The organism is Paraconexibacter sp. (assembly GCF_059438195.1).
In genome coordinates, this window is the sequence record NZ_JBLKKY010000072.1 from 1 (window position 1) to 20,821 (window position 20,821).

The following is a 20,821-nucleotide window of genomic DNA, read 5'->3' on the forward strand; positions in this document are numbered from 1 at the left end:
CCCCGCTGAGCCCGGCGGTCAGCGCCCCCGAGGGCGCGCCCCCGCCGGCCGCGGGGCCGGCGCGGCGCCCGTCGGTCCCGCGGCGCGCCGGAGGAGCACGAGGCCGGCGGTCGTGAGGAGGACGGGCCACACGACGCCGGCGTCGCCGGGCGCGGCACCCAGCTCCTGGAGGGCGACGACGGCCGCGGCGGCGAGCATGCCCGCGCCGAGCGCGGTCCGCCACCCGAGGGCCTCGGGGCCGGGAGGCGCGTCCTCGTCGGCGGGGAGGAGCGCCCACGCGAGGAGGTACGCGGCGAGGGCCGTGCCCGCCGTCGCGACCGCGAGGACGATGACCGCGATGCGGACGAGCCGCGGGTCGACGTCCCAGGCGCGCGCGAGACCGGCGCAGATGCCTCCGATCCGGGCCTCCTCCCCGGTGCGCCGCACCGCGCGCAGGCCGCGCCGGGGCGGCGTGGGCGCGCTGGCGGCGGGGGCGGTCATGGCGACGATGGTACGGCCGCGTCCCTCAGCGGCGGTCGGGCCTGCCGCCGCCCGCGAGGAGGGTCGCCCCGCCGGCGGCGAGGAGGAGGGAGAGCGCCCATCCGGCCGTGAGGTCGACCGCGTCCGTGCTGTCGAGGAGGAGGAAGAGCCCGACGACGAGGAGCGCGATCGCCCCCGCCGTCGTCGTCGCGTCGAGCCGTCGCATCAGCCGCGCTCCTCGGCCGTGCCGGACTGCAGGATGCGCACGCTGCCCAGCCCGACGCGCGCGTCGACGACGAGCCTCGTGGGGAGGCGGCGAGCGCTCACCGCCTCCTTCTCGGCGCCCCCGCCGTCCTCGCGGAAGCCGAGCGCCTCGACCTCCCCGAGGCCGGCGCGCGCCCGCGCGAGGACCGTGACGCCCGGCGGCGTGCGGACGACGATCTCGCCGACGCCGGCCCGGGCCTCGACCTCGGTGAAGCCCGGGGGCAGCTCCGTGTTGCGGAGATCGATGACGAGCGACCCGACGGCGACGCGATACGGCTCGTCGGGGATCGCCGAGGCGCGCGCGGGCCTCTCGGTCCGCTCGCCGACGCCGCCGCGCAGCTCGATGTCGGTGACGGCGACGATCGCGCTCATCGTCGCGAGGACGAAGCCGAGGGCGACGACGCCGCGGGCGCCGCCGAGCGGGGCGAGGACGAGCGCGATCGCGCCGCAGCAGAGGACGGCGAGCGCGAGGGCGAGGTCGACGGGCACATCGGCGCCCGTGGCGGTGAGGACGAGGCCGACCCCACCGAGGACGAGGAGGGTCGCCCCGGCCGCGAAGCGCGGCCGCCGGCGCGAGGGCGGTCCCGCTGCCTCGGGCTCCTCCTGCGCCGCGGCCATCTCCGTCGTCGCCTCCTCGGGCTCCGTCGCGAGGGCGGTCGCGACGGGGCCCTCCGCGGGCTCGTGGTCACCGCGGGTCGCGAGCCACACGAGCAGGCCGCCGACGACGAGCACGACGAGCCACCCGCCGCCGTCCCATCCGCCCCAGGGGAACGGACCGGTCCCGACGATGATCGCCGCGAGGAGGAGCGCGCCGAGGATGAACGGCGTGCGGTCGTCGTCGAGTCGTCCGGTGCGGAGGATCGGTCGCTCCTCGCCCTCCGCGGGGATGAGGAGCAGCCCGGCGAGGTAGGCGACGACGCCCGCGCCGCCGGCGAACGCGAGGAGGAAGATCGCGATGCGCACGAGCGTCGGGTCGATGCCGAGGTGGCGCGCGACGCCGGCGGCGACGCCGCCGAGCACCCTGTCCTCGCGCGGGCGCTCGAGCCGAGGGCGCGACGGCGACGGTGGCGCGGCGGCGGGGGGAGTGGGGATCTGGGTCTCGGGCACGACGGCTCCTGGTGGGCGTTGCGGGACCGTCATCGTCCCGCCGCACGGCGCTTCCCGCCATCCGGGATGACCCCGACGCGATCCCTGGGAGCGGCCTCGGGAGTGAGCGCCGGCGCGCCAGAAGCGTGTGCCCGCGCCAACCCGGAGACCGCGGTGGGCGTTCTTCCTGGCAGATGCGCGATGACCTCGAAGCGACGATCGTCGGGCTGATGCGCCGCCGCACCGGCGGCCGACGGCCGGTCTCGTTCACCGAGCTGTGCGCGTGGACGGGCCGCTGCAGCGCCGAGGTGAGGCGCGCGGTCGTGTCGGCCTGTCGCTCCTCGCGGATCGCCGAGACCGGCCGGGACGCGCTCGGCGTGCCCCTCTACGTGCTGCTCCACGAGATCTCGGTCGCGGGAGCCGAGGAGCCGCCCGTCCCGCCGGTCCCGCTCGCCTGAGGACCTGCTCCGACGAGCGTGCGGCGCGCACGACGCGCTCGTCGCATCGCGGCTCCCCCGGCGAGGAGGCGTCAGTCGACGACGAGCTCGCGGCCGAACGCGCGGGCGAAGAGCGGTCCCTCGCGCCGCGCCGCCCAGCGCTGCACCTCGATCGCCTCGTCCGCGACCATGTGGAGGAGGACGCGCTCGTCGTCGACCTCGACCTCCACCGCGCGGACGGACTGATCGCGTGAGCGCTCGAGGTCCTCGGCGAGGCGCAGGAGGACCGAGAGCCGGTCGAGGACCGCGTCGTCGCCCTTCGCGAAGATGCCGTCGAGCGGCCCGGGCTCGGGCATGCCCTTGCGGTGGTAGCGCGCGGCCTGCGCGATGAGCGCGAGCTCGCGTGGCGCGTAGCCGGGGAGCTGCGCGTGGAGGACGAGGTAGCGGGTGTGCTTGTGATGGTCGTCGTAGTCGACGGCCACCCCGATGTCGTGGAGCGCGCACGCGGCCCAGAGGACCTCGCGCTCCTCGGCGTCCCCCGCATGGAGCCCCGCCTCGGCGAGGTCGTCGAAGAGGCCGAGCGCGAGCCGGGCCACGTGGCCCGTGTGCCCGGGATCGGCGTCGTACCGGCCCGCGAGGTTGAGGACGCTGGCGGCGCGGACGTCCTCGAAGAGCGGCTCGTCGCCCCGGTCGGCGAGATGATGCGCGAAGAAGATCCCCTCGCGCAGGCCCGCCTCGGTCGCCTCGATCGCCGGGAACCCGCCGGTCTCGAGGACCTCGCGGACGACGAGGGCCCCGGCGAGGATGACGTCGGCCCGAGCGGCCTTCACGCCGGGCACGTCGCCCCGCCGCTTCGGCGGGAGGTCGGCGAGTCGCTCGATGAGGGCGTCGAGGGCCTTCACGGTGACGACCTGGCCCTGGACGCCGTCGATCGGGAGGCTCTCGGCGCGCTGGACGGCGGCGGCGAGGTTGCGCACGGTGCCGCCGATGCCGACGAGGCGGTCGCCGCTGCGGCCGAGCCAGTCCGCCCGCTCGAGCTTGTCGCGGACGTGGGCGCGCAGCTTCTCCATCTGCTTGCGCGAGGCGGGCTTGTCGTCGGGGAGGAAGCGCTCGGTCATGCGGACGGCGCCGAGCTTCCACGAGTCCGACGCGACGGCGCGGCGATCCTCCACGGCGACGATCTGCGCCGACCCGCCGCCGATGTCGAGGACGGCGCCGTCGCGCATCGACGTCGAGTTGACGGCGGCGAGGTAGCCGTAGCGCGCCTCCTCCTCGCGGGTGAGGACCCGGATCGGGAGGGTGGTGCGCGCCCGGGCCCGCGCGAGGAAGTCCTCCTGGTTGGCGGCCTCGCGGATCGCGGAGGTCGCGACCGCGTCGATCTCGTCGCTCTGGAGGCCGCTCGCCTCGCAGAAGTGCGAGAAGACGTCGATCGTCCGCAGCGCCCGCTCCATCGGCTCGTCGCCGAGCCGGCGCGCGTCGCCCATCCCCTCGCCGATGCGCACCGGCTCGTAGATCTCGTCGGTGCGCCGCCACCATCCGGCCTGGGCCGTGAAGACGACGAGCCGGAACGAGTTCGACCCGAGATCGCAGACGGCGAGGCGGCGACGGTCGTCGGGCGGCGGGTGCACGGCGCGCATCCTTGCGCATGCCTCGGCGCGTGCGCCGTCACCCGGGCCGCGTCAGCCGGCCTTCTCGATGATCTCGATGCGGTAGCCGTCGGGGTCGCGGACGAAGCAGAGGAGCGAGCCGCCCTCGCGGACGCGGTACGGCGGCTTCTCCGGCTCGATCCCCTTCTCCGCGAGCTCGCCGAGGGTCGCCTCCATGTCGTCGGTCGTGATCGCGATGTGGTTGTAGCCGGTGCCGAGCTCGTAGGAGTCGACGCCGTGGTTGTAGGTGAGCTCGAGGCGCGCGCCGTCCCCGGGGAAGCCCATGAAGACGTTGACCGCCTCGTCGCGGATCGGCATCCGCCGGAGCTCCTCGAAGCCGAGGGCCTCGTAGAAGGCGACGGACCGGTCGATGTCGCCGATCCGGTAGCAGGTGTGGAGGAGTTCGGGCATGTCTCCGAGGCTACCCGCGCAGGTGGGTAGTGTCCGACGGCGTGATCACCGAGCACAGCGAACTCCCGAACTTCCTCACGAACACGTACCTCGTCGCCGACCGCGAGGGCGGCACGGGCTTCTTCGTCGATGCGGGCGGCCCCGTCGCCCCGCTCGTCGAGCGCGCACAGGAGCTCGGCCTCAAGGTGACCCACGTGCTCCTCACCCACCACCACTACGACCACGTCTGCGACCTGCCGGCGCTGAAGGAGGCCTACCCGGAGGCGGAGATCCTCATCGACGAGCGCGAGGAGCGGCTCGTCGAGGACAGCTTCCGCGACTGCATCACCGGCCACATGCACCCGGACGAGACGCTGCGCATCGGCGACCTCGACGTGCACGTCCTCCACACGCCGGGTCACACGCTCGGCATGCTCTCGCTCCACGTCGAGAACGAGGTGTTCACCGGCGACACGCTCTTCAAGAACTCGGTCGGAGGCGTCCGCGCTCCGGGGAGCACGTCGTTCGAGGACATCAGGTCCTCGATCATGGACACGCTGCTCGAGCTGCCGTCCGAGACGGTCGTCCGCCCCGGTCACTCCGAGCCGTCGACGGTGGGCGAGGAGTGGGAGGGCAACTCGTTCGTCCGCATCTGGCGCGGTCTCGACAAGGAGGGCGACGAGCCGTGCCACGCGTTCGACGAGGCGGCCACCCTCGTCCACCTCGGCGACGACTACGACGGCGGTCACAAGGCCTGGGTCCGCTGGCCCGACGGCTCCGACGACATCGTCCCGGGCTCGCAGGTCGAGCGGATCTGACGCGCGCCGCACGTCGTCACCGGGTCAGCGCACATGGCCGACAAGGAGAAGAAGGTCCCCACGTCGCGGTACTCCCGCGCCGCACGCGTCGGGCGTCTCGCCGCGACGCAGTCGGTGCGGCAGATGGGGACGCGCGCGGCGAACGTCGTGCGGTCCGACGACGCGGCGCGGATCGCGCTCGAGCGGAGGCAGTACGAGGCCGCCGAGCAGCTCGTCGCCGTCCTCGGGACGATGAAGGGCGCCGCGATGAAGCTCGGCCAGGTGCTCTCGTTCCTCGACGTCGGGATCGTGCCCGAGGAGCACCGGGAGGAGTTCCAGGCGAAGCTCGCCGCGCTGCGCGACGCGGCCCCGCAGGTCTCCTTCAAGGAGATGGGCAAGGTGATCGAGTCCGATCTCGGTCAGAAGCTCGGCCGGGTCTTCAGCGACTTCGACGAGGACGCGATCGCCGCGGCGTCGATCGGCCAGGTGTACCGCGCCACCCTCAAGGAGGACGGGCGCGAGGTCGCCGTGAAGGTCCAGTACCCCGGCGTCAACGCCGCCGTGCGCGCCGACATGCAGAACCTCGGCATGATCATGCGGATCGTCGGGCGCATCGCGCCCGGCCTCGACACGCAGGCCCTCGCCGACGAGATCCGCGACCGCGTCTACGAGGAGCTCGACTACGAGCTGGAGGCGAGCAACCAGCGCCGACTCCAGCGCCTGTACCGCGGCCATCCCTTCATCGTCGTGCCGGGGGTCGTCGGCGATCTGTGCCGCGAGCGCGTCATCGTCAGCGAGTTCGTCGAGGGCGAGGGCTTCGAGCCCTTCAAGGCCCGCGCGACCGACGAGGAGCGCGACTGGCTCGGCGAGATCGTCTTCCGCTTCTACTTCGGGTCGATGTACCGCTTCCTGCAGTTCTCGGGCGACCCGCACCCGGGGAACTTCCTCGTCACCCCCGACGGGACCGTCTGCTTCCTCGACTTCGGCCTCTTCAAGACGATCGACCGCCACGTCGCCGAGGTCGAGATGACCTCGCAGCGGCTCATCACCGACCGGCGCGGGGAGGAGCTCGTCGAGCTCTGGGGCCGGGAGGGCTTCCTCAACGACGTGTCGCGGATGGACCCCGGCCGCCTCCTCGCGTTCGCCGACATGGCGAGCTGGTGGTACACGCACGACGCCGAGGTCGAGCTCACGCCCGAGATCGCGAGCGACATCGTCCTCGGGGTCTCGACGCCGATGGGCGAGCACTTCGCGCGCTTCCGCCACGAGTCGATGCCGCCGGAGTACCTCTTCGGCCGGCGCCTCGAGCACATGACGCTCGCCGTCCTCGGTCAGCTCGGGGCGAAGGCGAACTGGCACCGCATCGCGCGCGAGTGGGTCGCGGGCGAGGAGCCGGCCACGGAGCTGGGGCGCGCCGAGGCGGAGTGGCTCGCCATGCGGCGCGCCTGAGCGCGTCCGTCAGGAGGCGCCGCGGCGCGTCCGCGACGGCCAGGGGCGGTCCGGCCCGGGCAGCTCCTGGACCTGGAAGAGCGACGTCGTCCCCGGCCGCCCGCTCGGGAGGCCCGCCGTGATCCCGACGCGGTCGCCGGGCTTCGCCCAGCCGAGCTCGACGACCCGCCGAGCGGCGTCGGCGATGAGCTCCTCGGTGACCTCGTGGCGCTGCATCGACGCGGCCTGCACGCCCCAGATGAGGCCGCAGCGCCGCACGGTCTCCTTGCCCGGGGAGAGGGCGAAGATCGGCACGGTCGGGCGGTGGGCGCTCACGAGGCGGACCGAGCGGCCGGAGAGCGTCGGCACGACGAGCGCGTCGAGATCGAGCTCGCGCGCCGCGGCGCACGCCGAGTAGGCGACGGTGTAGGACGGGTCGCGGGTGTCGCGCGTCACCCGCTTCTCGTTCCACTCGAGGTAGGGCGCCCCGCGCTCGGTGTGGCGCGCGATCGCGTCGAGCATCGCGACCGCCTCGACGGGGTGCATGCCGACCGCCGTCTCCTGGGAGAGCATGACGGCGTCGGTGCCGTCGAGGATCGCGTTCGCGACGTCGGTCACCTCGGCGCGCGTCGGTCGCGAGGAGTGGACCATCGAGTCGAGCATCTGCGTCGCGGTGATCGCCGGCCGCGCGTAGGCGCCCGCGAGGCGGAGGAGGCGCTTCTGCACCATCGGCACCTCCTCGATCGGAAGCTCGATGCCGAGATCGCCACGCGCGACCATGATGCAGTCCGACGCGCGGACGATCTCGTCGGCGCGCGCGACCGCCTGCGGCTTCTCGATCTTCGCGACGAGCGGGGCGCGCGTGTACTCGCGCAGGCCGGTGATGTCCTCGGGGCGGCGGACGAAGGACAGCGCGACGATGTCGACGCCGATGCGCATCCCGGCGTGGAGGTGGTCGATGTCCTCCTCCGGGACGGACGGGAGCTGATCGATGGGGCCCGGGATGTTGAGGCCCTGCCGGCTCGCCACGCTGCCGCCGATCTCGACCTCCGCGTCGACCTCGCCCTCGGCGGGCCGGACGGCGGTCGTGCGCAGCCGCACCGTGCCGTCCGCGAGGTAGAGCGCCTCGCCCGGGGTGAGGGCGTCGGCGAGCCCCGACCACGTGATCGACATCCGCGTCGCGGTCCCGAGCTGCGGCGTCTCTTCCCCGCAGACGAAGGTCACCGTCTCGCCCGTCGGGAGGTCGACGCGGTCGTCGACGACCGGCCCGATCCGCAGCTTCGGGCCGGGGAGGTCCTGAAGGATCGCGACGGGCCGCCCCGCACGCGCGGCGGCGTCCCGGACGAGCTGGGCCGTCTCCGCGTGCTGCTCGTGCGAGCCGTGGCTGAAGTTGAGCCTGGCGACGTCCATCCCCGCCTCGACCATGCGGACGAGGGTCTCGGGGTCGCGTGAGGCCGGACCGATGGTGGCGACGATCTTCGTGCGGCGCATGACCTGCCCGGCACCCTACCCGGGTGCACCGCCGGGCCCGTCGCCCGGCGGTGCACCGCTCGCCGCTAGTTCTTCAGCGTCGTCGAGCGCGGCAGGGTGAACGTCTCGAACGTCTTCTTGCTGCGCTTCGTCGCGCGGACGCGCGTCGTGAGCCGGAAGACCGCGGCGCTCGCCCCCTCGGGGTTGTCGACGCGGAAGCGGAAGCGGCCCTTCGCGTCCGGCTTCACGCGGGCGATGACCGCGTTCTTCTTGCACGAGACGCGCGCGCGGACTTCGATCGTCGGAGCCGGCGTCGCCCGGGGGCTGCTGATCTGCCCGGAGATGAGCACCCTGCCCTTCTCGGCGCGCACGCCGCGCAGCGTCATCCGCCGCTCGAGCTTGAGGTCGAGCGACTTGTGGCGGCCGATCTGCGCCTGGTAGCGCGCCTTGTTCGTCGAGCGGACCTTCTTCGACGGCATCGGCGCGGTCGCGCGGAAGGTCCCGTCGCTCTTCACCTTCGTGCGGGCGACGACCTTGCCGCCGGCGAAGCGGATGCTCACGGTCTCGCCGATGAGCGCGGGATCGGCGAAGCCGAGGAGCCGGACGCGCCCGTCGCGCTTGCTCACGTCCTCGAGGACGACGCGACGGGAGGTGCATTGCAGGGCGATCTGGGTCGCGGGGGCCGGGGCCGGGGCGGCGCCCGCCTCCTGCTGGGCGGCTTCCGCGGGCGGCGTGCAGTCCATGCCCGCCGTGCTCACCGCCGCCTCTCCGAGGGAGAGGTCGGCGACCGACTGGCCCGCGATCGACACCTGGAGGCGCAGCGCCTGCTGGGTCGTGAGGCCGCTCGCGTCGGTGTGCTTCGCGCCCGCGGTCGCGGCGATGTGCGCGACGGTCGCGGGGATCTGCACCGTCGGGAGCGCGTCGAGCACGGGGCGCAGGACCGGTTCGAGCGCGGTGAGGAGCGCGCCGGTGATCGGCGTGAGGACGCCGAGCACCGGCACCTGCAGGAGCGTGAGGTCGATGTCCGACGGGTCGATGCTCGCGGTGTCGATGAGGTTGACGGTCGAGTTCGCGAGCTGCTCGGGGACGACCTCCTGCCCGAGGACGCGCAGCCCGGTGACGGAGTGCGTCGTGTCGACGGTGGGCCGGCCGCCCGCGCACCGCGCGCGAGCCGTCGCGCTCAGCGCGTCGGCCGAGACGAGGCTCGCGGTCGGGAGCCGCCCCTCGGGGAGGAGGGCGTCGAGCCCGGGACGGAGGTCGAGCGACAGCGTCGAGGGGAGCCCGAGGAGCTGGAGCGGGAGCCCGAGCGGGACCTCGATGCTCGAGATCGGCGCGAGGATCTGGTCGACCTGGTCGATCGGGAGCTGGATCGGGAGCGTCGGGAGGAGCCCGACGTTCAGGCCCGCGACGCCGCCGACGGCCGCGACGCGCTGGAGGTCCGGTCGCCCGGTGGTCTCGTCGACGTCCGAGGCGGCGTAGACGAGGCTCGTCGAGAGCGGGGCGGGAAGGACGTTCGCGAGGCCGCTCTTCTCGTCGCGGCAGGCGTCGGTGTTCTTGTTGGCGACGACCGGCTCGATCGGCGCCTGGCCGAGGATGGATCCGCGGAGCGCGCTGGCCTCGCAGCGTGGCGAGGTGGCCGCCTCGGCGGGCGCGGCGGCGAGCGCGGCGGCGCACGAGGCGAGCGCCGTCGCGGAGACGGCGCGCGAGCGACGGGAGAGGGCGGGGAAGGCTGCTGTCATGGTGTCGGGCCGCGGGACGGGGCTCCGCCTCGCGGTCGGGGTCGTGCGTCGTGTGGTCCGTGCGCAGGTGCGGACCTGATCGGTCCCCACACCACCGTCCATCGGCACCTGAGGTCACCGGTTGAGCGGCGCCCGTCGACGGATGGACGAGCGCGGAGCGGCGCCGCGCCCGGCGGCCGGGTGCGAGAAGATGTGCCGATGGCGCGCTGGTGGAGCGCCGCCGCATGCGCCGTGGCCCTCGTGTTCGCGGGCTGTGGCGGCTCCGATGGGGACCGCGGACCGGCGGGTGACGCGGCGACCGTGCGGACGGAGGCGCGCACCGACGCCGAGCGCGCGGCCCGGCGCGTCGCGCGGCGCTATGTCCGCGCGATGCGCGAGGCGGACCGCGAGACGCTCTGCCGGTCGAGCTCGGAGTCCGAGCGTCGCCGCGCCGGCGGCATCTGCGAGATCTCCGCCGTCGCGCCGCTCGGCGGGCCGACGCCGAAGGTCGGGGTGCCCGAGGTCGAGGGCGACGAGGCGGTCGTCCGGGTGCGCCGCCATCCGGACGACACGCTCGTCCTGGAGCTCGTGCGTGAGAGCGGGGAGTGGCGGATCGACGCCGCCCGCTTCGAGCGTCCTACCGCGTGAAGCGGCCGTCCTCCATGAGGGTCTGGCCGTCGGCCGAGAGCCGGCCGCCCTTGCGCAGGTCGCAGATGAGGTCCCAGTGGACCGCGGAGCGGACCTTGCCGCCCGTCTCGGGATAGCTGCGCCCGATCGCGCAGTGGACGGTCCCGCCGATCTTCTCGTCGAAGAGGATGACGCCGATCGGGCGGTCGATCCCGAAGTTCGTCCCGATGCCGAGCTCGCCGATCCGCCGGGCCCCGTCGTCGGTCTGCAGCGCGCGCTGGAGGTAGTCGTCCCCGACTTCGGCGCGGGCGGAGACGATCTCCCCGTCGCGGATCTCCATCGTCACGTCGCGGACCTCGACGCCGGCCGGTGAGGACGGGACGTCGAAGCGGATGCGCCCGTTGACGCCGTCCTCCTTCGGGCCCGTGAAGACCTCGCCTGAGGGCATGTTGCGCTTCCCGTCGCTGTTCACCCAGGAGCGGCCCTTCACGTCGAGCGTGAGGTCGGTGCCCTCGGACTCGATGCGGATGGTCGTCGCGCGACCGACGCGCGAGATGAGGTGGTCCTGGAAGACCCGCAGCTCCGACCACGCCGCGACGGGACCGGCGGGCCGGGCGAGGAAGAGCGCCCCGCGGACGAACGCCGCGAAGTCCTCGAGCGTCATGCCCGCCTGCGCGGCGAGCGACGCGGTGGGCCACAGCGTCGAGCACCAGCGCTTCTTCATCATCTGCTCGCTCACCGGCTGGCGGGCGCGGCGCGAGCGCATGAGCGCCTCGGGATCGAGGGCCGACAGCTCGCGCACGTCGCCGGGGGCCTGGATGCCGACCGTCGCGTCGAGGCCCTTCGCCTCGGCGAGCGCCAGCGGCGGGTAGCCGTCGAGCTGGTGGTCGGCGACGTGCTCGTAGAACGCGCGGGTCTGCCCGGGCAGCTCGATGCGCAGGAACGGCCACGCCTCGCGCTCGAGGATCGCGCGCTGCAGCTCGAGGAGGAGCGGCGCCGCGAGCGTCGTCGAGCGGACGACGACCTGCTGGCCCTCCCGCACGTCGAGGCAGTAGCCGGCGACGAGGTCGGCGAACGCGGCGGCGTCGACGACCCGCGCGACCGCGTCGGGGTCGTCGCGGGCGGGCTCCGACGGCTGCTCCGTCACGCCGCCCACCCCTCGGCGAGCGCGGCGAGCGGCTCCTCGACGCCGCGCCCCAGGAGCGCGGCGAGCGCGCGCACGAGGCGCTCCTGCGGCTCCTGACGCGCGCCCTCGCCCATCACGCCGATCCGCCAGGTCGTCCCCGCGAGCGGGCCGAGCCCGCCGCTGATCTCGATGCCGTGGTCGCGCAGGAGCGCGCCGCGGACCGCGGCCTCGTCGACGGCGTCGGGGACGCGGACCGCGAGCAGCGGGTGGAGCTGCTCGCCCTCCGGGGCGAGTCGCTCGAGGCCGAGGACGGCGCAGGCGTCGCGCAGGGCGCGGTGCGCACGGGCGTGACGCTCCCACCGCGCCTCGAGGCCCTCCTCCTCGACGATCTCGAGGGCCTCGCGGAGCGAGTAGACGTTGTTGATCGGCGCGGTGTGGTGATACGCGCGCCGGCCGCCGGCCGACCCCGTCCCCGCCGTCCAGTAGCCGAGGACGAGCGAGAGGTCGAAGTACCAGGAGCGCGACGACCCGTCGACCCGGGCGAGACCCCGCTCGGAGATCGTGAACGGCGCGAGGCCCGGGGGAGCGTTGAGGCACTTCTGGGTGCCGCTGAAGGCGGCATCGACACCGGAGGCCGCGAGGTCGAGCGGATGCCCGGTGAGCGAGGTGACGCAGTCGAGGAGGAAGAGCGCGTCCTGCTCCCGGCAGGCGTCGCCGATCCCGTCGAGCGGCTGGGCGACGCCCGTCGACGTCTCGCCGTGGACGACGAACGCCGCCGCGGTGGGAGCGGCGCGCACGGCGGCGACGATCTCCCCGGGGTCGATCGCGCGGCCCCACTCCGCCCTCACGGGCACGACCTCGGCTCCCTGCCGGCCGAGCGCGTCCGCCATCCGCTCGCCGAAGAGGCCGTGGATCCCGCAGACGACGCGGTCCCCCGGCCTGACGAGGTTGGCGACCATGAGGTCCATCCCCGCGCTCCCGGTGCCGCTCACCGGCATCGCGACGCGGTTGTCGGTGCGGAAGGCCGCGCGGAGCCCCGCGGCGATCTCGTCCATGAGCGTCCCGAACGCGGGATCGAGGTGGCCGATCGTCGGGTGGCACATCGCGGCGAGCACCCGCGGCGGGACCGGCGACGGGCCGGAGCCGAGGAGGAGGCGCTCCGGGATGGAGTCGACGGTCGTCGCGGGACGGGCGGGGCTCTGGCTCATGGGGCGGGGACCTCCGGGAGGTGCTCGGCGAGGTGGTCGCGGAGAGCGTCGCGGATCGCGCGGCGCTCGTCCGGGGTGGTCGCGCGGTACCGGCGCAGGAGGTCCTTCGGGCCCTCGGTCGCGACGCCCGCGACGTCCCAGCGCACGACGAGACGCTCGAAGAGGAACTCGACGGCGCGCGCCCAGCGGTCCTCGCTCGTCGAGGCCGCCGTGGACCGGTCGCCGCGCCGCAGCGCCGCGTACTCGTCGCGGGTCCCGGGGCTCATCCCGGTACGCAGCCGCAGGACGCCGTGGCCGCCGGCGAGCTCGCGGTCGACCTCCTCGGCGACGCCGGACGTCTCCGCGTCGAGGTCGAGGTCGAGCCCGAGGTCGGCGAACGAGCTCGGGCCCCCTCCGGTCCCGGGGCGGCCGGTGTCGCGTTCGCGGCGGCGGGAGCGCTTGCCCATCAGCCGGCGGCGGCCGCCCGCTCGAGGGCGCCGCGGACGTCGGACGTCACGGGGCCCGCGTGGCCCGGCCACGCCGCGGCGGGCGCGAGGTCGGCGAGCTTGCGCAGGGACTCGCGGGCGCGCTCGGGCTCCGGGGTGAACGCGCGGTGCGGGAGACGAGGCTCGCCCGGGATCGTCGTGTTCACGTCGAGCGTGTAGAAGGCGTCGGTCGTGAGCGCGAGCCGGTCGGAGGCGCGCCACAGCGCGATGAGCCCCGGTGAGTGGCCCGGCAGGTGGACGACCTCGAAGCCGGCGACGTCGTCGCCCTCGACGACCGTCTCGTCGATCGTCACGGGACCGCCGTCCCACAGGTGCCGGAGCATCCGCGGCATGACGTAGCGGGTCGGCGGCGGCAGCTGGCCGAAGTCGAACGACGAGTACCCGCCGTCGCCCTCGGCGACCGGCACCTCGTCGGCGTGGCAGACGACGGGGACGCGGAGGCCGGGCGCCGCGCCGCGGTGATCCTGATGGCCGTGGCCGAGCACGACCCGCGTGAGGCCGCCGAGCGACGCCGCGGCCCTGGCGATCGCGGGCGTCATCGTGCGGATCCCGGCGTCGAAGGCGAGGACGCCCGAGCCGTCGGGCTCCCGCACGAGGTAGACGTTCATCGTGCGCGGGATGCCGCCGCGCACGACCCACACGCCGTCGGCGACGGGCTCGGGCTCGCTGCCCGCCGCCCGCCGCGTCGCCTTCGCCCGGGCGTTCGCGGCGCCGAGGACGCCTCGGAACGCGCGGCTCTCCTCCTCGGGGAGCACGCCGGCCTGGCGCGCGAAGGTCATGCCGTCGAGGTACGCGTTGTTCTCGACGATCCGGCCCTTGAGGACGCGCAGGACGTCGACGCCCTCGAGGTCGAAGCGCCGGCCCGTCGGCGCGATGCCGCGGTAGGGCGCGCCGCAGAAGGTCCCGCGCATCCGCCAGCGCACGGCGACGCGCGACGACTGCGCCGTCGTCTCGACGACCTCGAAGTCGAGGTCGGGGAGCGCGGCCATCAGCTCGCCCAGGAAGGCGCGGACGCCCTCCGGTGCGGTGGTGTCGACCTGCCCGCGGACGTTCTCGCGTCCGCCGGGCTCCCAGAGGTCGACCGCGGCGTCGAGGTCGCGTCGACCGATCGCCTCGAAGTACTCGAGCGCGACGTCCTTCGGCTTCTCCGCCATGGCCGACCATCCTAGTCATGGGAGCGGAGCCGGCCGCGAGCAGGGACATACACTCATCGGTCGTGCCCCCTTCCTCCCGCAAGCGCGAGGTCGGCCGCGGCGAGCGCGTCCTCCCGGGCGTGTGGCGTCTGCGGCTCCCTCTCCCGTGGCCCGGCGTGCCGCACTGCAACGCGTGGGCGATCGCCCGCGGCGACGGCATCGTCCTCATCGACACGGGGATGCACGAGCCCGGCTCCCTCGCGCACCTCGAGCGGGCGCTCGCGCAGGTGAACCTGCGGCTCGAGCACGTCCGCCTCCTCGTGTGCACCCACGCCCACTCCGACCACTACGGGCAGGCCTCGGCGGTCATCGAGCGCAGCGGGTGCGAGTTCCTCATGCACCCGGCGCACGCGCACACGACGCAGGCGGCCGCGGACCCGGACGCCGCGCTCGCCCGGCGGCTCGAGGTCGCTCGGCAGTCCGGCGTCCCCGACGCGCCGCTGCGGGCCTGGGCCGAGGAGGCGCGGGACCGGAAGTACGGCGTCGACGAGGTGGTCCTCCCGGACCGCGACCTCGTCGACGGGGTCGCGATCGAGACGGACCTCGGCACCTGGACGGTCCACGAGACGCCGGGCCACGCGCCCTCGCACGTGTGCCTGCACCAGAAGGAGCGTCGCCTCCTCGTCACCGGGGACCATCTGCTCGGCCGCGTCTCGCTCTTCTACGACTACGGCTACACGCCGGACCCCGTCGGGGAGTTCCTCGACTCGCTCGGCACGATCGAGCGGCTCGACGCCCGGCTCTGCCTGCCCGGGCACGGACGGACCTTCGCCGACGTCCAGGCGCACATCGATGCGAACCGCGCCGCGGTCGCCGAGCGGCTCAGCACGGTCTCCCTCGTCCTCTCCGAGCACGGGCCCCTCACCGTGTTCGACGCGGTCCCCCGGATCTACGGGGAGCGGCTGACCGAGCTCAACGCGGCGTGGTGGATCACCGAGACCCTCTGCTACCTCGCCCATCTCGAGCGGACGGGACGCGCCGCGCGGATCCCCGGGGAGGACGGCGAGCCCGACCGCTGGACGGTCGCCTCGGACGTGCCCGCCCAACCTTGACACGATCGTGTTAGGGTTTGCCGGGCCATGCGCATCGACGATCTGCTGGCCCGCAAGGGCGATCCGGTGTTCTCCTTCGAGTTCTTCCCGCCGAAGTCCGCGGAGGGCGAGGAGAAGCTCTACACGTCCCTCGAGCAGCTCCGCGCGCTCGAGCCGTCCTACGTCTCGGTCACCTACGGCGCGGGCGGCAGCACGCGCGAGAAGACGATCGAGATCGTGAGTCGCATCAAGTCGAAGTTCGGCCTCGAGGCGATGGCGCACTTCACCTGCGTCAACGCGACGACCGACGAGCTCCGCTCGGTCCTCGACGCGCTCGGCGAGGCCGGCGTCGAGAACGTGCTCGCGCTGCGGGGCGACCCGCCGGCGGGCGAGGAGCGCTGGACGAAGACCGAGGGCGGCCTCGAGTACTCCCGCGAGCTCATCGAGCTCATCCGCGCCGAGTACCCGCAGTTCGCGATCGGCGCCGCGGCGTTCCCGGAGACGCACATCGACGCGACCTCACCGGAGGACGACCTCCGCTACCTCAAGGCGAAGGTCGACGCGGGCGCGCAGTTCCTCATCACGCAGCTCTTCTTCGACAACCGCTTCTACTTCGACTTCGTGGAGCGCGCCCGCGCGGCCGGGATCGACGTCCCGATCATCCCGGGGGTCATGCCGATCACGAGCGCCGAGGGCATCAAGAAGATGACGTCGCTCTCGGGGTCGGACCTCCCGACGGGCCTCGCCGCCGCCCTCGAGGAGCGCGCCGGCGATCAGGAGGCGGTCGCCGAGCTCGGCGTGAGCTACGCGACGCTCCAGTGCGCCGACCTCCTCGAGGGCGGCGCGCCGGGCATCCACTTCTACACGCTCAACCGCTCGCCGGCGACGCGCGCGATCCTCAGCGCGCTCAAGCTCTGGCGCCCGTGGGAGCGCGTCACCGGGCTCTCGCTGCCGCCCGAGGGCATCGTCCCGGCGTAGCGACGCCCCCACCCACCCTGACGAAACTCACTCCAGGCGTGGGTTTCGTCAGGACGGATGACCAGGTCAGTCGTCCTCGATGACGATCGGGAGGGCTTCCGCGACGCGGGGACGGCCGCCGACCTCGTACTGGACGTCGACCGAGTCGTCCTGGCGGTACGTCCCGACCCCCCACGCGCCGAGGAGCCAGCGCCAGCCGCTGATGCGGTCCTTGCGCAGCTCGCGGCCGGGGAACACGAGGCGCCCGCCCTCGATGACGTAGTCCTCGCCCTCGGTCTGGGGGACGCCGCTGATGAAGACCCGGAAGGGCGGGCGGACCTGGGTGGGGAGGTGGACGACCGAGCGGGGCATCGTCGTCCCCGAACCGTACCCTTCCGCGGGTGCCCGCCGCGGACCCCGATCTCGCGTTCACGATCCGGCGCTCCTCACGGGCGCGTCGCGTCCGCATCACCGTCGACCCGTCGGACCGCGTGGAGGTCGTCCTCCCGGCCCGGGGTCGCGAGAGGGACGCGGCCGCCGCGGTCGTCGAGCTGCGCCCGTGGATCGATCGCCGGCTCGCGGAGAACGCCGCCCGGCGCGATCGGATGGCCCTCCCTCCCGGCACCGTGCCCTACCTCGGCTCTCACCTGCGCCTCGTCGCCGAGCCGGGGCGCACCCGCGTCCACCGGCCGGCGGGCGGCGACGCCCTCCTCGTCCCGGGCGCCGACGCGCGCCCGGCGCTCGAGCGCTGGTACCGCCGTGCCGCCCGCGCCGAGATCGCCCCGCGGCTCGATGTCGCGAGCGCCGCGCTCGGCCGGCCCTGGACGCGGCTCACGATCCGCGATCAGCGCACGCGGTGGGGGTCCTGCACGTCGAAGGGCGCGATGAGCTTCAACTGGCGGCTGCTCCTCGCGCCCGAGCCGATCCTCGACTACGTCGTGTGGCACGAGGCCTGCCACCTGCTCGTGCTCGACCACTCGCCGCGCTTCTGGGCGCTCGTCGCCGCGCACTGCCCCGGTCACGACGACGCCCGTCGCTGGCTCCGCGACAACGGCGCGGGCCTCGCGCTGCCGCCGCTCCGCGCGGCCGCCTGACCGTCGTCAGCGCCCGACGACGCGCCGCAGGGCCGCGAAGGCGTCCTCGCGGCCCTCGGGCTCCACGGGACGCTTGCGGATCCGCCCGGTCCACGCCTCGGCGGATCCGTCGCCCCGGACGTCGAGGCCCGCACGCAGCCCCTTCGGGCCGCGCAGCTCGCCGCGGGCGATCACCTGCTCGACGGGCTCGTACTCGCGCAGGAGGGCGCGCGCCGTCGTCCGCGGCGCGCCGGTCGCTGCCGCGCGGAGCTCACGTTCGAGGACGTCGAGGGCCTCGCCGAGCGACGCGCACCCGTGCTTCTCGACCGACGAGCCGATGCGGACGACGACCGTCGCCTCGTCGCTCACGCCTCGCCGTCCGCGGTGCGCCGGTCGGTGACGATCGGCGCGGCGCCGGGGTCGACGTCCTCGTCCGGGTCGACCTCGGGTGCGCCGACGGAGAGGGCGGAGGCCCGGGGGAGCCGCCGTCGCGCCGCGGCGACCCGCTCGGAGACGGGCGTCGCGGTCCGCCCGACGATCGCACGCTCGGCCGCGCTCATGTCCGCCCAGGCGGTGCGGAGTCCGGCGAGATGAGCGTCGGCCGCGTCGAGGTGCTCGGCGGCGGTGTGATGGGCTCCGTCCTCGAGCGCGGACTCGGCAGCCTCGACGGCGAGCCCGGCCTCGGCGAGCGTCTTGAGATGCGCATCCATCGCCCGCAGGGTATCTGCGCGACCAGAGGCCTCCGGCGAAGCGCTCGTCGGGAGGCGATCTACGCGGCGAGGAGGTCGGGCACCTCGCCGCGCGGCAGCTCGCGCTCCGCGCCGAGGTGACACACGAGCTCGAGGGTCGACCCGTTGCGGACGGCCTCGACGTGGGTCGAGATGCTGCCGAAGAGGCGCCGCGCGCCGACGTTGTCGGCGAGCATCGTCGCGGTGAAGCGATCGATGCCGCGGTCGCGCGCGGCGTCGGCGAGGAGGCGCAGGAGGAGCCGGCCGACGCCCTGGCCCTGGAACGGGTCGCCGATCGTGATCGCGGCCTCGGCGGCCCGCGGGTCGTCCGCCAGGCGCACGAAGCGCGCGACGCCGACGGGCGTCGCCGGGTCCTCGGCGAGGACCGCCACGAGCGCCTCGTGGTCCCGGTGGTCGATCTCGGTGAGGTACTTCAGCTCGGCCGCGGTGAGGCGGGGCTTCGGCGAGAAGAAGCGGCGGTAGGCGGACTCGGGGGAGAGATGCTCGACCCCCCACTGGAGCAGAGCCTTGTCGTCCGGCCCGACCGGCCGCACGATCAGGCGCCGCCCGTCGGGCAGCTCACCGAACCGATAGCCGAGAAGTTGCGCGAACACGTACTCCACGGTACGCGAACGCGCGTTCCCCGCTTGTGAGACGCATCACCCCGTCGACGGGGTGTCAGGTGAGGCGCGTGAGGGGGGAAGAAGAGCGGCGCTTCCTCGCCCTTGCGGTCCCTGGGCCGCCGGCGGTCCCGCCCCGCTCCGCGCTCTCGAGGAGGGCGCGGAGCCGGCTGGACGTCGCTGCGGTGGTGGTCACGTGCTCAGCGCTGGCCGAGCGGGACGTAGTCGCGCGTGCGCTCTCCCGTGTAGATCTGCCGCGGACGGGCGATCTTCTGCTCCTTGTCCTCGGTCATCTCGAGCCACTGAGCGATCCAGCCGCTCGTGCGCGGGATGGCGAAGAGGACGGGGAACATGTCGACCGGCATCCCGAGCGCCTCGTAGATGAGACCCGAGTAGAAGTCGACGTTCGGGTAGAGCTTGCGCGAGACGAAGTAGTCGTCCTCGAGCGCGATCCGCTCGAGCTCGAGAGCGATGTCGAGCAGCGGGTTGGTGCCCGTCACCTCGAACACGTCGTCGGCGGACTTCTTGATGATCGCCGCGCGCGGGTCGTAGTTCTTGTAGACGCGGTGACCGAAGCCCATGAGGCGCTCGTTGCCGGCCTTCACGCCGTCGACGAACTCCGGGACCTTGTCGAGCGACCCGATGCGCCGCAGCATCCGCAGCACCGCCTCGTTCGCCCCGCCGTGGAGCGGTCCGTAGAGCGCCGCGACGCCGGCGGCGGTCGCCGAGTACGGGTCGACCTGCGACGAGCCCACGGCCCGGACCGAGCTGGTCGAGCAGTTCTGCTCGTGGTCGGCGTGGAGGATGAAGAGGATGTCCAGCGCCTTCTCGATGCGGGGATCCGGCTCGTACTTGAGCTCGGTCATCTTGAAGAGCATCCCGAGGAAGTTGCCCGGGTAGCTGAGGTCGTTGTCCGGATAGACGTACGGCATGCCGCGGGCGTGCCGGTAGGCGAACGCCGCGAGCGTCGGCATCTTCGCGATGAGGCGGATGACGTGGCTGTAGCGGATCTCCGGGTCGTCGATCTGGTTCGCGTCCGGGTAGAACGTCGACAGGGCTCCCGTGGTCGCGAGCAGCATGCCCATCGGGTGGGCGTCGTAGCGGAAGCCCTCGACGAACTGCTTGACGTTCTCGTGGACGAACGTGTGGATCGTGATCTCGTGCACCCACTCGTCGAGCTGGGCCTGGTTCGGCAGCTCGCCGTGGATGAGGAGGTAGGCGACCTCGAGGTACGACGACTGCTCGGCGAGCTGCTCGATCGGGTAGCCGCGGTACTCGAGGATGCCCTTGTCGCCATCGATGTACGTGATCGACGACCGGCACGACGCCGTGTTCATGTACGCCGGGTCGTAGGTCATGAGACCGAAGTCGTCGTCCTTCACCTTGATCTGGCGAAGATCGAGCGCGCGGATCGTCTCGTCGGTGATCTCGACCTCGTAGGTCCGGCCCGTGCGGTTGTCGGTGATCGTGAGGGTGTCCTTGCCGCCGGCGCCTCCGGTGGCGGCGTCCTGCTGGGTCTCCGTGCTCACTGGCAGCTCTCCTGTTGGTCTCTCCGCGGGGTCGCTCGCATACTAGTACCCGCGGTCACGCTGCCCACGCGCCCGTGCCTCGGTGTGGCGCGGTCACCCCCGCGCGACGCGCGCGAGGCAAAACCGCCATCCTCGTATCTGCATGACGACCGAGGAGAACAGCCCGAACCCGGAGGAGCAGGAGCCCGCCGCAGGCGACCCGCAGCCCGAGCCCGGCGGCGAGCGCGCCGGTGGGCCGTCCTCCGAGGTGCCCAACCCTTCCGATCCGACCGCACCGGTGGTTCCGGACGAGCCCGCGACGCCCATCGTGCCGGACACTCCCGGCCCGGCGACGCCGGACGAGCCGGAGACCCCCGGGGAGCCGGCCGAGCCCCCGGTGGCCCCGGAGCCCGAGCCCGCCGAGGCGCCGGAGCCCGCGGATGCCGCGCCGGCCGCGTCCTCCGACGCCGGCGAGCCGCCCGCGGGCATGGCCGATGCGCCCGCGGAGCCCGAGGCGGCCGCGCAGGCCGCCGCCGAGGCCGAGGCGCCCGCGCCCGCCGAGGCTCCTGC

The 20,821-nt window shown here is 73.9% G+C and carries 23 protein-coding genes and 1 pseudogene; 8 read left to right on the top strand and 16 right to left on the bottom strand.

Translation table 11 applies throughout. The features are described 5' to 3' along the window. Nucleotides 1-18: 18 nt before the first annotated feature. From ACME2J_RS18780 to ACME2J_RS18790, 3 genes are read right to left on the bottom strand one after another with little or no spacing between them, the layout of a single operon-like run. Nucleotides 19-480, bottom strand: coding sequence for a PspC domain-containing protein (locus ACME2J_RS18780; protein WP_495546473.1), 462 nt, complete (start codon nt 478-480; stop codon nt 19-21). Between the two features lie 25 nt (nt 481-505). Continuing rightward, nucleotides 506-685, bottom strand: a complete 180-nt coding sequence (locus tag ACME2J_RS18785) for a hypothetical protein (protein WP_495546474.1) — start codon at nt 683-685, stop codon at nt 506-508. Continuing rightward, nucleotides 685-1,830: a PspC domain-containing protein gene (locus ACME2J_RS18790; protein WP_495546475.1), complete on the bottom strand. Its 1,146-nt coding sequence runs from the start codon at nt 1,828-1,830 to the stop codon at nt 685-687. Before ACME2J_RS18790 ends, ACME2J_RS18785 begins: the two co-directional genes overlap by 1 nt. 209 nt (nt 1,831-2,039) lie before the next feature. Between ACME2J_RS18790 and ACME2J_RS18795 the strand changes: the two genes are divergently transcribed. Next, on the top strand, nt 2,040-2,267 hold the full coding sequence (locus ACME2J_RS18795; RefSeq protein WP_495546476.1) for a hypothetical protein: 228 nt from the start codon (nt 2,040-2,042) through the stop codon (nt 2,265-2,267). 71 nt (nt 2,268-2,338) lie between these two features. Here ACME2J_RS18795 and ACME2J_RS18800 read toward each other — a convergent pair whose 3' ends face one another. Continuing rightward, nucleotides 2,339-3,874 carry a Ppx/GppA phosphatase family protein gene (locus tag ACME2J_RS18800; RefSeq protein ID WP_495546477.1) on the bottom strand — a complete coding sequence of 512 codons (1,536 nt, stop codon included), beginning with the start codon at nt 3,872-3,874 and terminating at the stop codon, nt 2,339-2,341. A 51-nt stretch (nt 3,875-3,925) separates the two neighbouring features. Continuing rightward, complete coding sequence (locus ACME2J_RS18805; RefSeq protein WP_495546478.1) at nt 3,926-4,303, bottom strand: VOC family protein; 378 nt, start codon at nt 4,301-4,303, stop codon at nt 3,926-3,928. 41 nt (nt 4,304-4,344) lie between these two features. Here ACME2J_RS18805 and ACME2J_RS18810 point away from each other — a divergent pair, with 41 nt between their 5' ends. Then, nucleotides 4,345-5,100 (top strand): MBL fold metallo-hydrolase, encoded by a 756-nt coding sequence (locus tag ACME2J_RS18810; protein WP_495546479.1) that lies wholly within the window; start codon nt 4,345-4,347, stop codon nt 5,098-5,100. Between the two features lie 33 nt (nt 5,101-5,133). Next, complete coding sequence (locus tag ACME2J_RS18815) at nt 5,134-6,528, top strand: ABC1 kinase family protein (RefSeq protein WP_495546480.1); 1,395 nt, start codon at nt 5,134-5,136, stop codon at nt 6,526-6,528. 9 nt (nt 6,529-6,537) lie between these two features. Here ACME2J_RS18815 and pyk read toward each other — a convergent pair whose 3' ends face one another. Both pyk and ACME2J_RS18825 read right to left on the bottom strand, forming a co-directional pair. After that, nucleotides 6,538-7,998 carry a pyruvate kinase gene (pyk, locus tag ACME2J_RS18820; RefSeq protein WP_495546481.1) on the bottom strand — a complete coding sequence of 487 codons (1,461 nt, stop codon included), beginning with the start codon at nt 7,996-7,998 and terminating at the stop codon, nt 6,538-6,540. A gap of 65 nt (nt 7,999-8,063) precedes the next feature. After that, nucleotides 8,064-9,716 carry a hypothetical protein gene (locus ACME2J_RS18825; protein ID WP_495546482.1) on the bottom strand — a complete coding sequence of 551 codons (1,653 nt, stop codon included), beginning with the start codon at nt 9,714-9,716 and terminating at the stop codon, nt 8,064-8,066. 198 nt (nt 9,717-9,914) lie between these two features. On the opposite strand from ACME2J_RS18825, the gene ACME2J_RS18830 reads away from it, so the two are divergent. Next, nucleotides 9,915-10,343, top strand: coding sequence for a hypothetical protein (locus tag ACME2J_RS18830; RefSeq protein ID WP_495546483.1), 429 nt, complete (start codon nt 9,915-9,917; stop codon nt 10,341-10,343). Here ACME2J_RS18830 and ACME2J_RS18835 read toward each other — a convergent pair. The 4 genes from ACME2J_RS18835 to ACME2J_RS18850 are packed head-to-tail and all read right to left on the bottom strand — an operon-like array spanning nt 10,333 to nt 14,295. Beyond that, nucleotides 10,333-11,469 carry an aminopeptidase gene (locus ACME2J_RS18835; protein ID WP_495546484.1) on the bottom strand — a complete coding sequence of 379 codons (1,137 nt, stop codon included), beginning with the start codon at nt 11,467-11,469 and terminating at the stop codon, nt 10,333-10,335. The genes ACME2J_RS18830 and ACME2J_RS18835 overlap by 11 nt on opposite strands. Continuing rightward, on the bottom strand, nt 11,466-12,656 hold the full coding sequence (locus ACME2J_RS18840; RefSeq protein WP_495546485.1) for a pyridoxal-phosphate-dependent aminotransferase family protein: 1,191 nt from the start codon (nt 12,654-12,656) through the stop codon (nt 11,466-11,468). The genes ACME2J_RS18835 and ACME2J_RS18840 overlap by 4 nt, the downstream gene beginning before the upstream one ends. Then, on the bottom strand, nt 12,653-13,102 hold the full coding sequence (locus ACME2J_RS18845; RefSeq protein ID WP_495546486.1) for a hypothetical protein: 450 nt from the start codon (nt 13,100-13,102) through the stop codon (nt 12,653-12,655). The genes ACME2J_RS18840 and ACME2J_RS18845 overlap by 4 nt, the downstream gene beginning before the upstream one ends. Then, complete coding sequence (locus ACME2J_RS18850) at nt 13,102-14,295, bottom strand: ester cyclase (RefSeq protein ID WP_495546487.1); 1,194 nt, start codon at nt 14,293-14,295, stop codon at nt 13,102-13,104. The genes ACME2J_RS18845 and ACME2J_RS18850 overlap by 1 nt, the downstream gene beginning before the upstream one ends. 62 nt (nt 14,296-14,357) lie before the next feature. Here ACME2J_RS18850 and ACME2J_RS18855 point away from each other — a divergent pair, with 62 nt between their 5' ends. After that, on the top strand, nt 14,358-15,386 hold the full coding sequence (locus ACME2J_RS18855) for an MBL fold metallo-hydrolase (RefSeq protein WP_495546488.1): 1,029 nt from the start codon (nt 14,358-14,360) through the stop codon (nt 15,384-15,386). Between the two features lie 27 nt (nt 15,387-15,413). Next, complete coding sequence (gene metF / locus ACME2J_RS18860) at nt 15,414-16,343, top strand: methylenetetrahydrofolate reductase [NAD(P)H] (protein ID WP_495546489.1); 930 nt, start codon at nt 15,414-15,416, stop codon at nt 16,341-16,343. 66 nt (nt 16,344-16,409) lie between these two features. On the opposite strand, the gene ACME2J_RS18865 is transcribed toward metF, so the two are convergent. Further along, nucleotides 16,410-16,694, bottom strand: coding sequence for a hypothetical protein (locus ACME2J_RS18865; protein WP_495546490.1), 285 nt, complete (start codon nt 16,692-16,694; stop codon nt 16,410-16,412). 29 nt (nt 16,695-16,723) lie between these two features. Between ACME2J_RS18865 and ACME2J_RS18870 the strand changes: the two genes are divergently transcribed. Continuing rightward, nucleotides 16,724-17,416: a M48 family metallopeptidase gene (locus ACME2J_RS18870; RefSeq protein WP_495546491.1), complete on the top strand. Its 693-nt coding sequence runs from the start codon at nt 16,724-16,726 to the stop codon at nt 17,414-17,416. A gap of 6 nt (nt 17,417-17,422) precedes the next feature. Here ACME2J_RS18870 and ACME2J_RS18875 read toward each other — a convergent pair whose 3' ends face one another. The 4 genes from ACME2J_RS18875 to ACME2J_RS18890 all read right to left on the bottom strand — a co-directional run bounded on the left by ACME2J_RS18875 (nt 17,423) and on the right by ACME2J_RS18890 (nt 20,272). After that, nucleotides 17,423-17,764: a hypothetical protein gene (locus tag ACME2J_RS18875; protein WP_495546492.1), complete on the bottom strand. Its 342-nt coding sequence runs from the start codon at nt 17,762-17,764 to the stop codon at nt 17,423-17,425. Further along, a complete protein-coding gene (locus ACME2J_RS18880; RefSeq protein ID WP_495546493.1) occupies nt 17,761-18,105 on the bottom strand; it encodes a hypothetical protein in 345 nt (114 codons plus the stop codon). Before ACME2J_RS18880 ends, ACME2J_RS18875 begins: the two co-directional genes overlap by 4 nt. Nucleotides 18,106-18,164: 59 nt before the next feature. Next, nucleotides 18,165-18,737: a GNAT family N-acetyltransferase gene (locus tag ACME2J_RS18885; RefSeq protein ID WP_495546494.1), complete on the bottom strand. Its 573-nt coding sequence runs from the start codon at nt 18,735-18,737 to the stop codon at nt 18,165-18,167. 206 nt (nt 18,738-18,943) lie between these two features. Next, on the bottom strand, nt 18,944-20,272 hold the full coding sequence (locus ACME2J_RS18890) for a citrate synthase (protein WP_495546495.1): 1,329 nt from the start codon (nt 20,270-20,272) through the stop codon (nt 18,944-18,946). 142 nt (nt 20,273-20,414) lie between these two features. Here ACME2J_RS18890 and ACME2J_RS18895 point away from each other — a divergent pair. Continuing rightward, nucleotides 20,415-20,821 (top strand): annotated as a pseudogene (locus tag ACME2J_RS18895) (hypothetical protein); the annotation flags it as partial.

What these genes read in the sequence shown, in the direction of transcription:
- ACME2J_RS18780 (WP_495546473.1), bottom strand. Translation starts at nt 480, where the DNA reads ATGACCGCCCCCGCCGCCAGCGCGCCCACGCCGCCCCGGCGCGGCCTG.
- ACME2J_RS18785 (WP_495546474.1), bottom strand. Translation starts at nt 685, where the DNA reads ATGCGACGGCTCGACGCGACGACGACGGCGGGGGCGATCGCGCTCCTC.
- ACME2J_RS18795 (WP_495546476.1), top strand. Translation starts at nt 2,040, where the DNA reads ATGCGCCGCCGCACCGGCGGCCGACGGCCGGTCTCGTTCACCGAGCTG.
- ACME2J_RS18805 (WP_495546478.1), bottom strand. Translation starts at nt 4,303, where the DNA reads ATGCCCGAACTCCTCCACACCTGCTACCGGATCGGCGACATCGACCGG.
- ACME2J_RS18815 (WP_495546480.1), top strand. Translation starts at nt 5,134, where the DNA reads ATGGCCGACAAGGAGAAGAAGGTCCCCACGTCGCGGTACTCCCGCGCC.
- pyk (WP_495546481.1), bottom strand. Translation starts at nt 7,998, where the DNA reads ATGCGCCGCACGAAGATCGTCGCCACCATCGGTCCGGCCTCACGCGAC.
- ACME2J_RS18825 (WP_495546482.1), bottom strand. Translation starts at nt 9,716, where the DNA reads ATGACAGCAGCCTTCCCCGCCCTCTCCCGTCGCTCGCGCGCCGTCTCC.
- ACME2J_RS18830 (WP_495546483.1), top strand. Translation starts at nt 9,915, where the DNA reads ATGGCGCGCTGGTGGAGCGCCGCCGCATGCGCCGTGGCCCTCGTGTTC.
- ACME2J_RS18840 (WP_495546485.1), bottom strand. Translation starts at nt 12,656, where the DNA reads ATGAGCCAGAGCCCCGCCCGTCCCGCGACGACCGTCGACTCCATCCCG.
- ACME2J_RS18845 (WP_495546486.1), bottom strand. Translation starts at nt 13,102, where the DNA reads ATGGGCAAGCGCTCCCGCCGCCGCGAACGCGACACCGGCCGCCCCGGG.
- ACME2J_RS18850 (WP_495546487.1), bottom strand. Translation starts at nt 14,295, where the DNA reads ATGGCGGAGAAGCCGAAGGACGTCGCGCTCGAGTACTTCGAGGCGATC.
- metF (WP_495546489.1), top strand. Translation starts at nt 15,414, where the DNA reads ATGCGCATCGACGATCTGCTGGCCCGCAAGGGCGATCCGGTGTTCTCC.
- ACME2J_RS18865 (WP_495546490.1), bottom strand. Translation starts at nt 16,694, where the DNA reads ATGCCCCGCTCGGTCGTCCACCTCCCCACCCAGGTCCGCCCGCCCTTC.
- ACME2J_RS18880 (WP_495546493.1), bottom strand. Translation starts at nt 18,105, where the DNA reads ATGGATGCGCATCTCAAGACGCTCGCCGAGGCCGGGCTCGCCGTCGAG.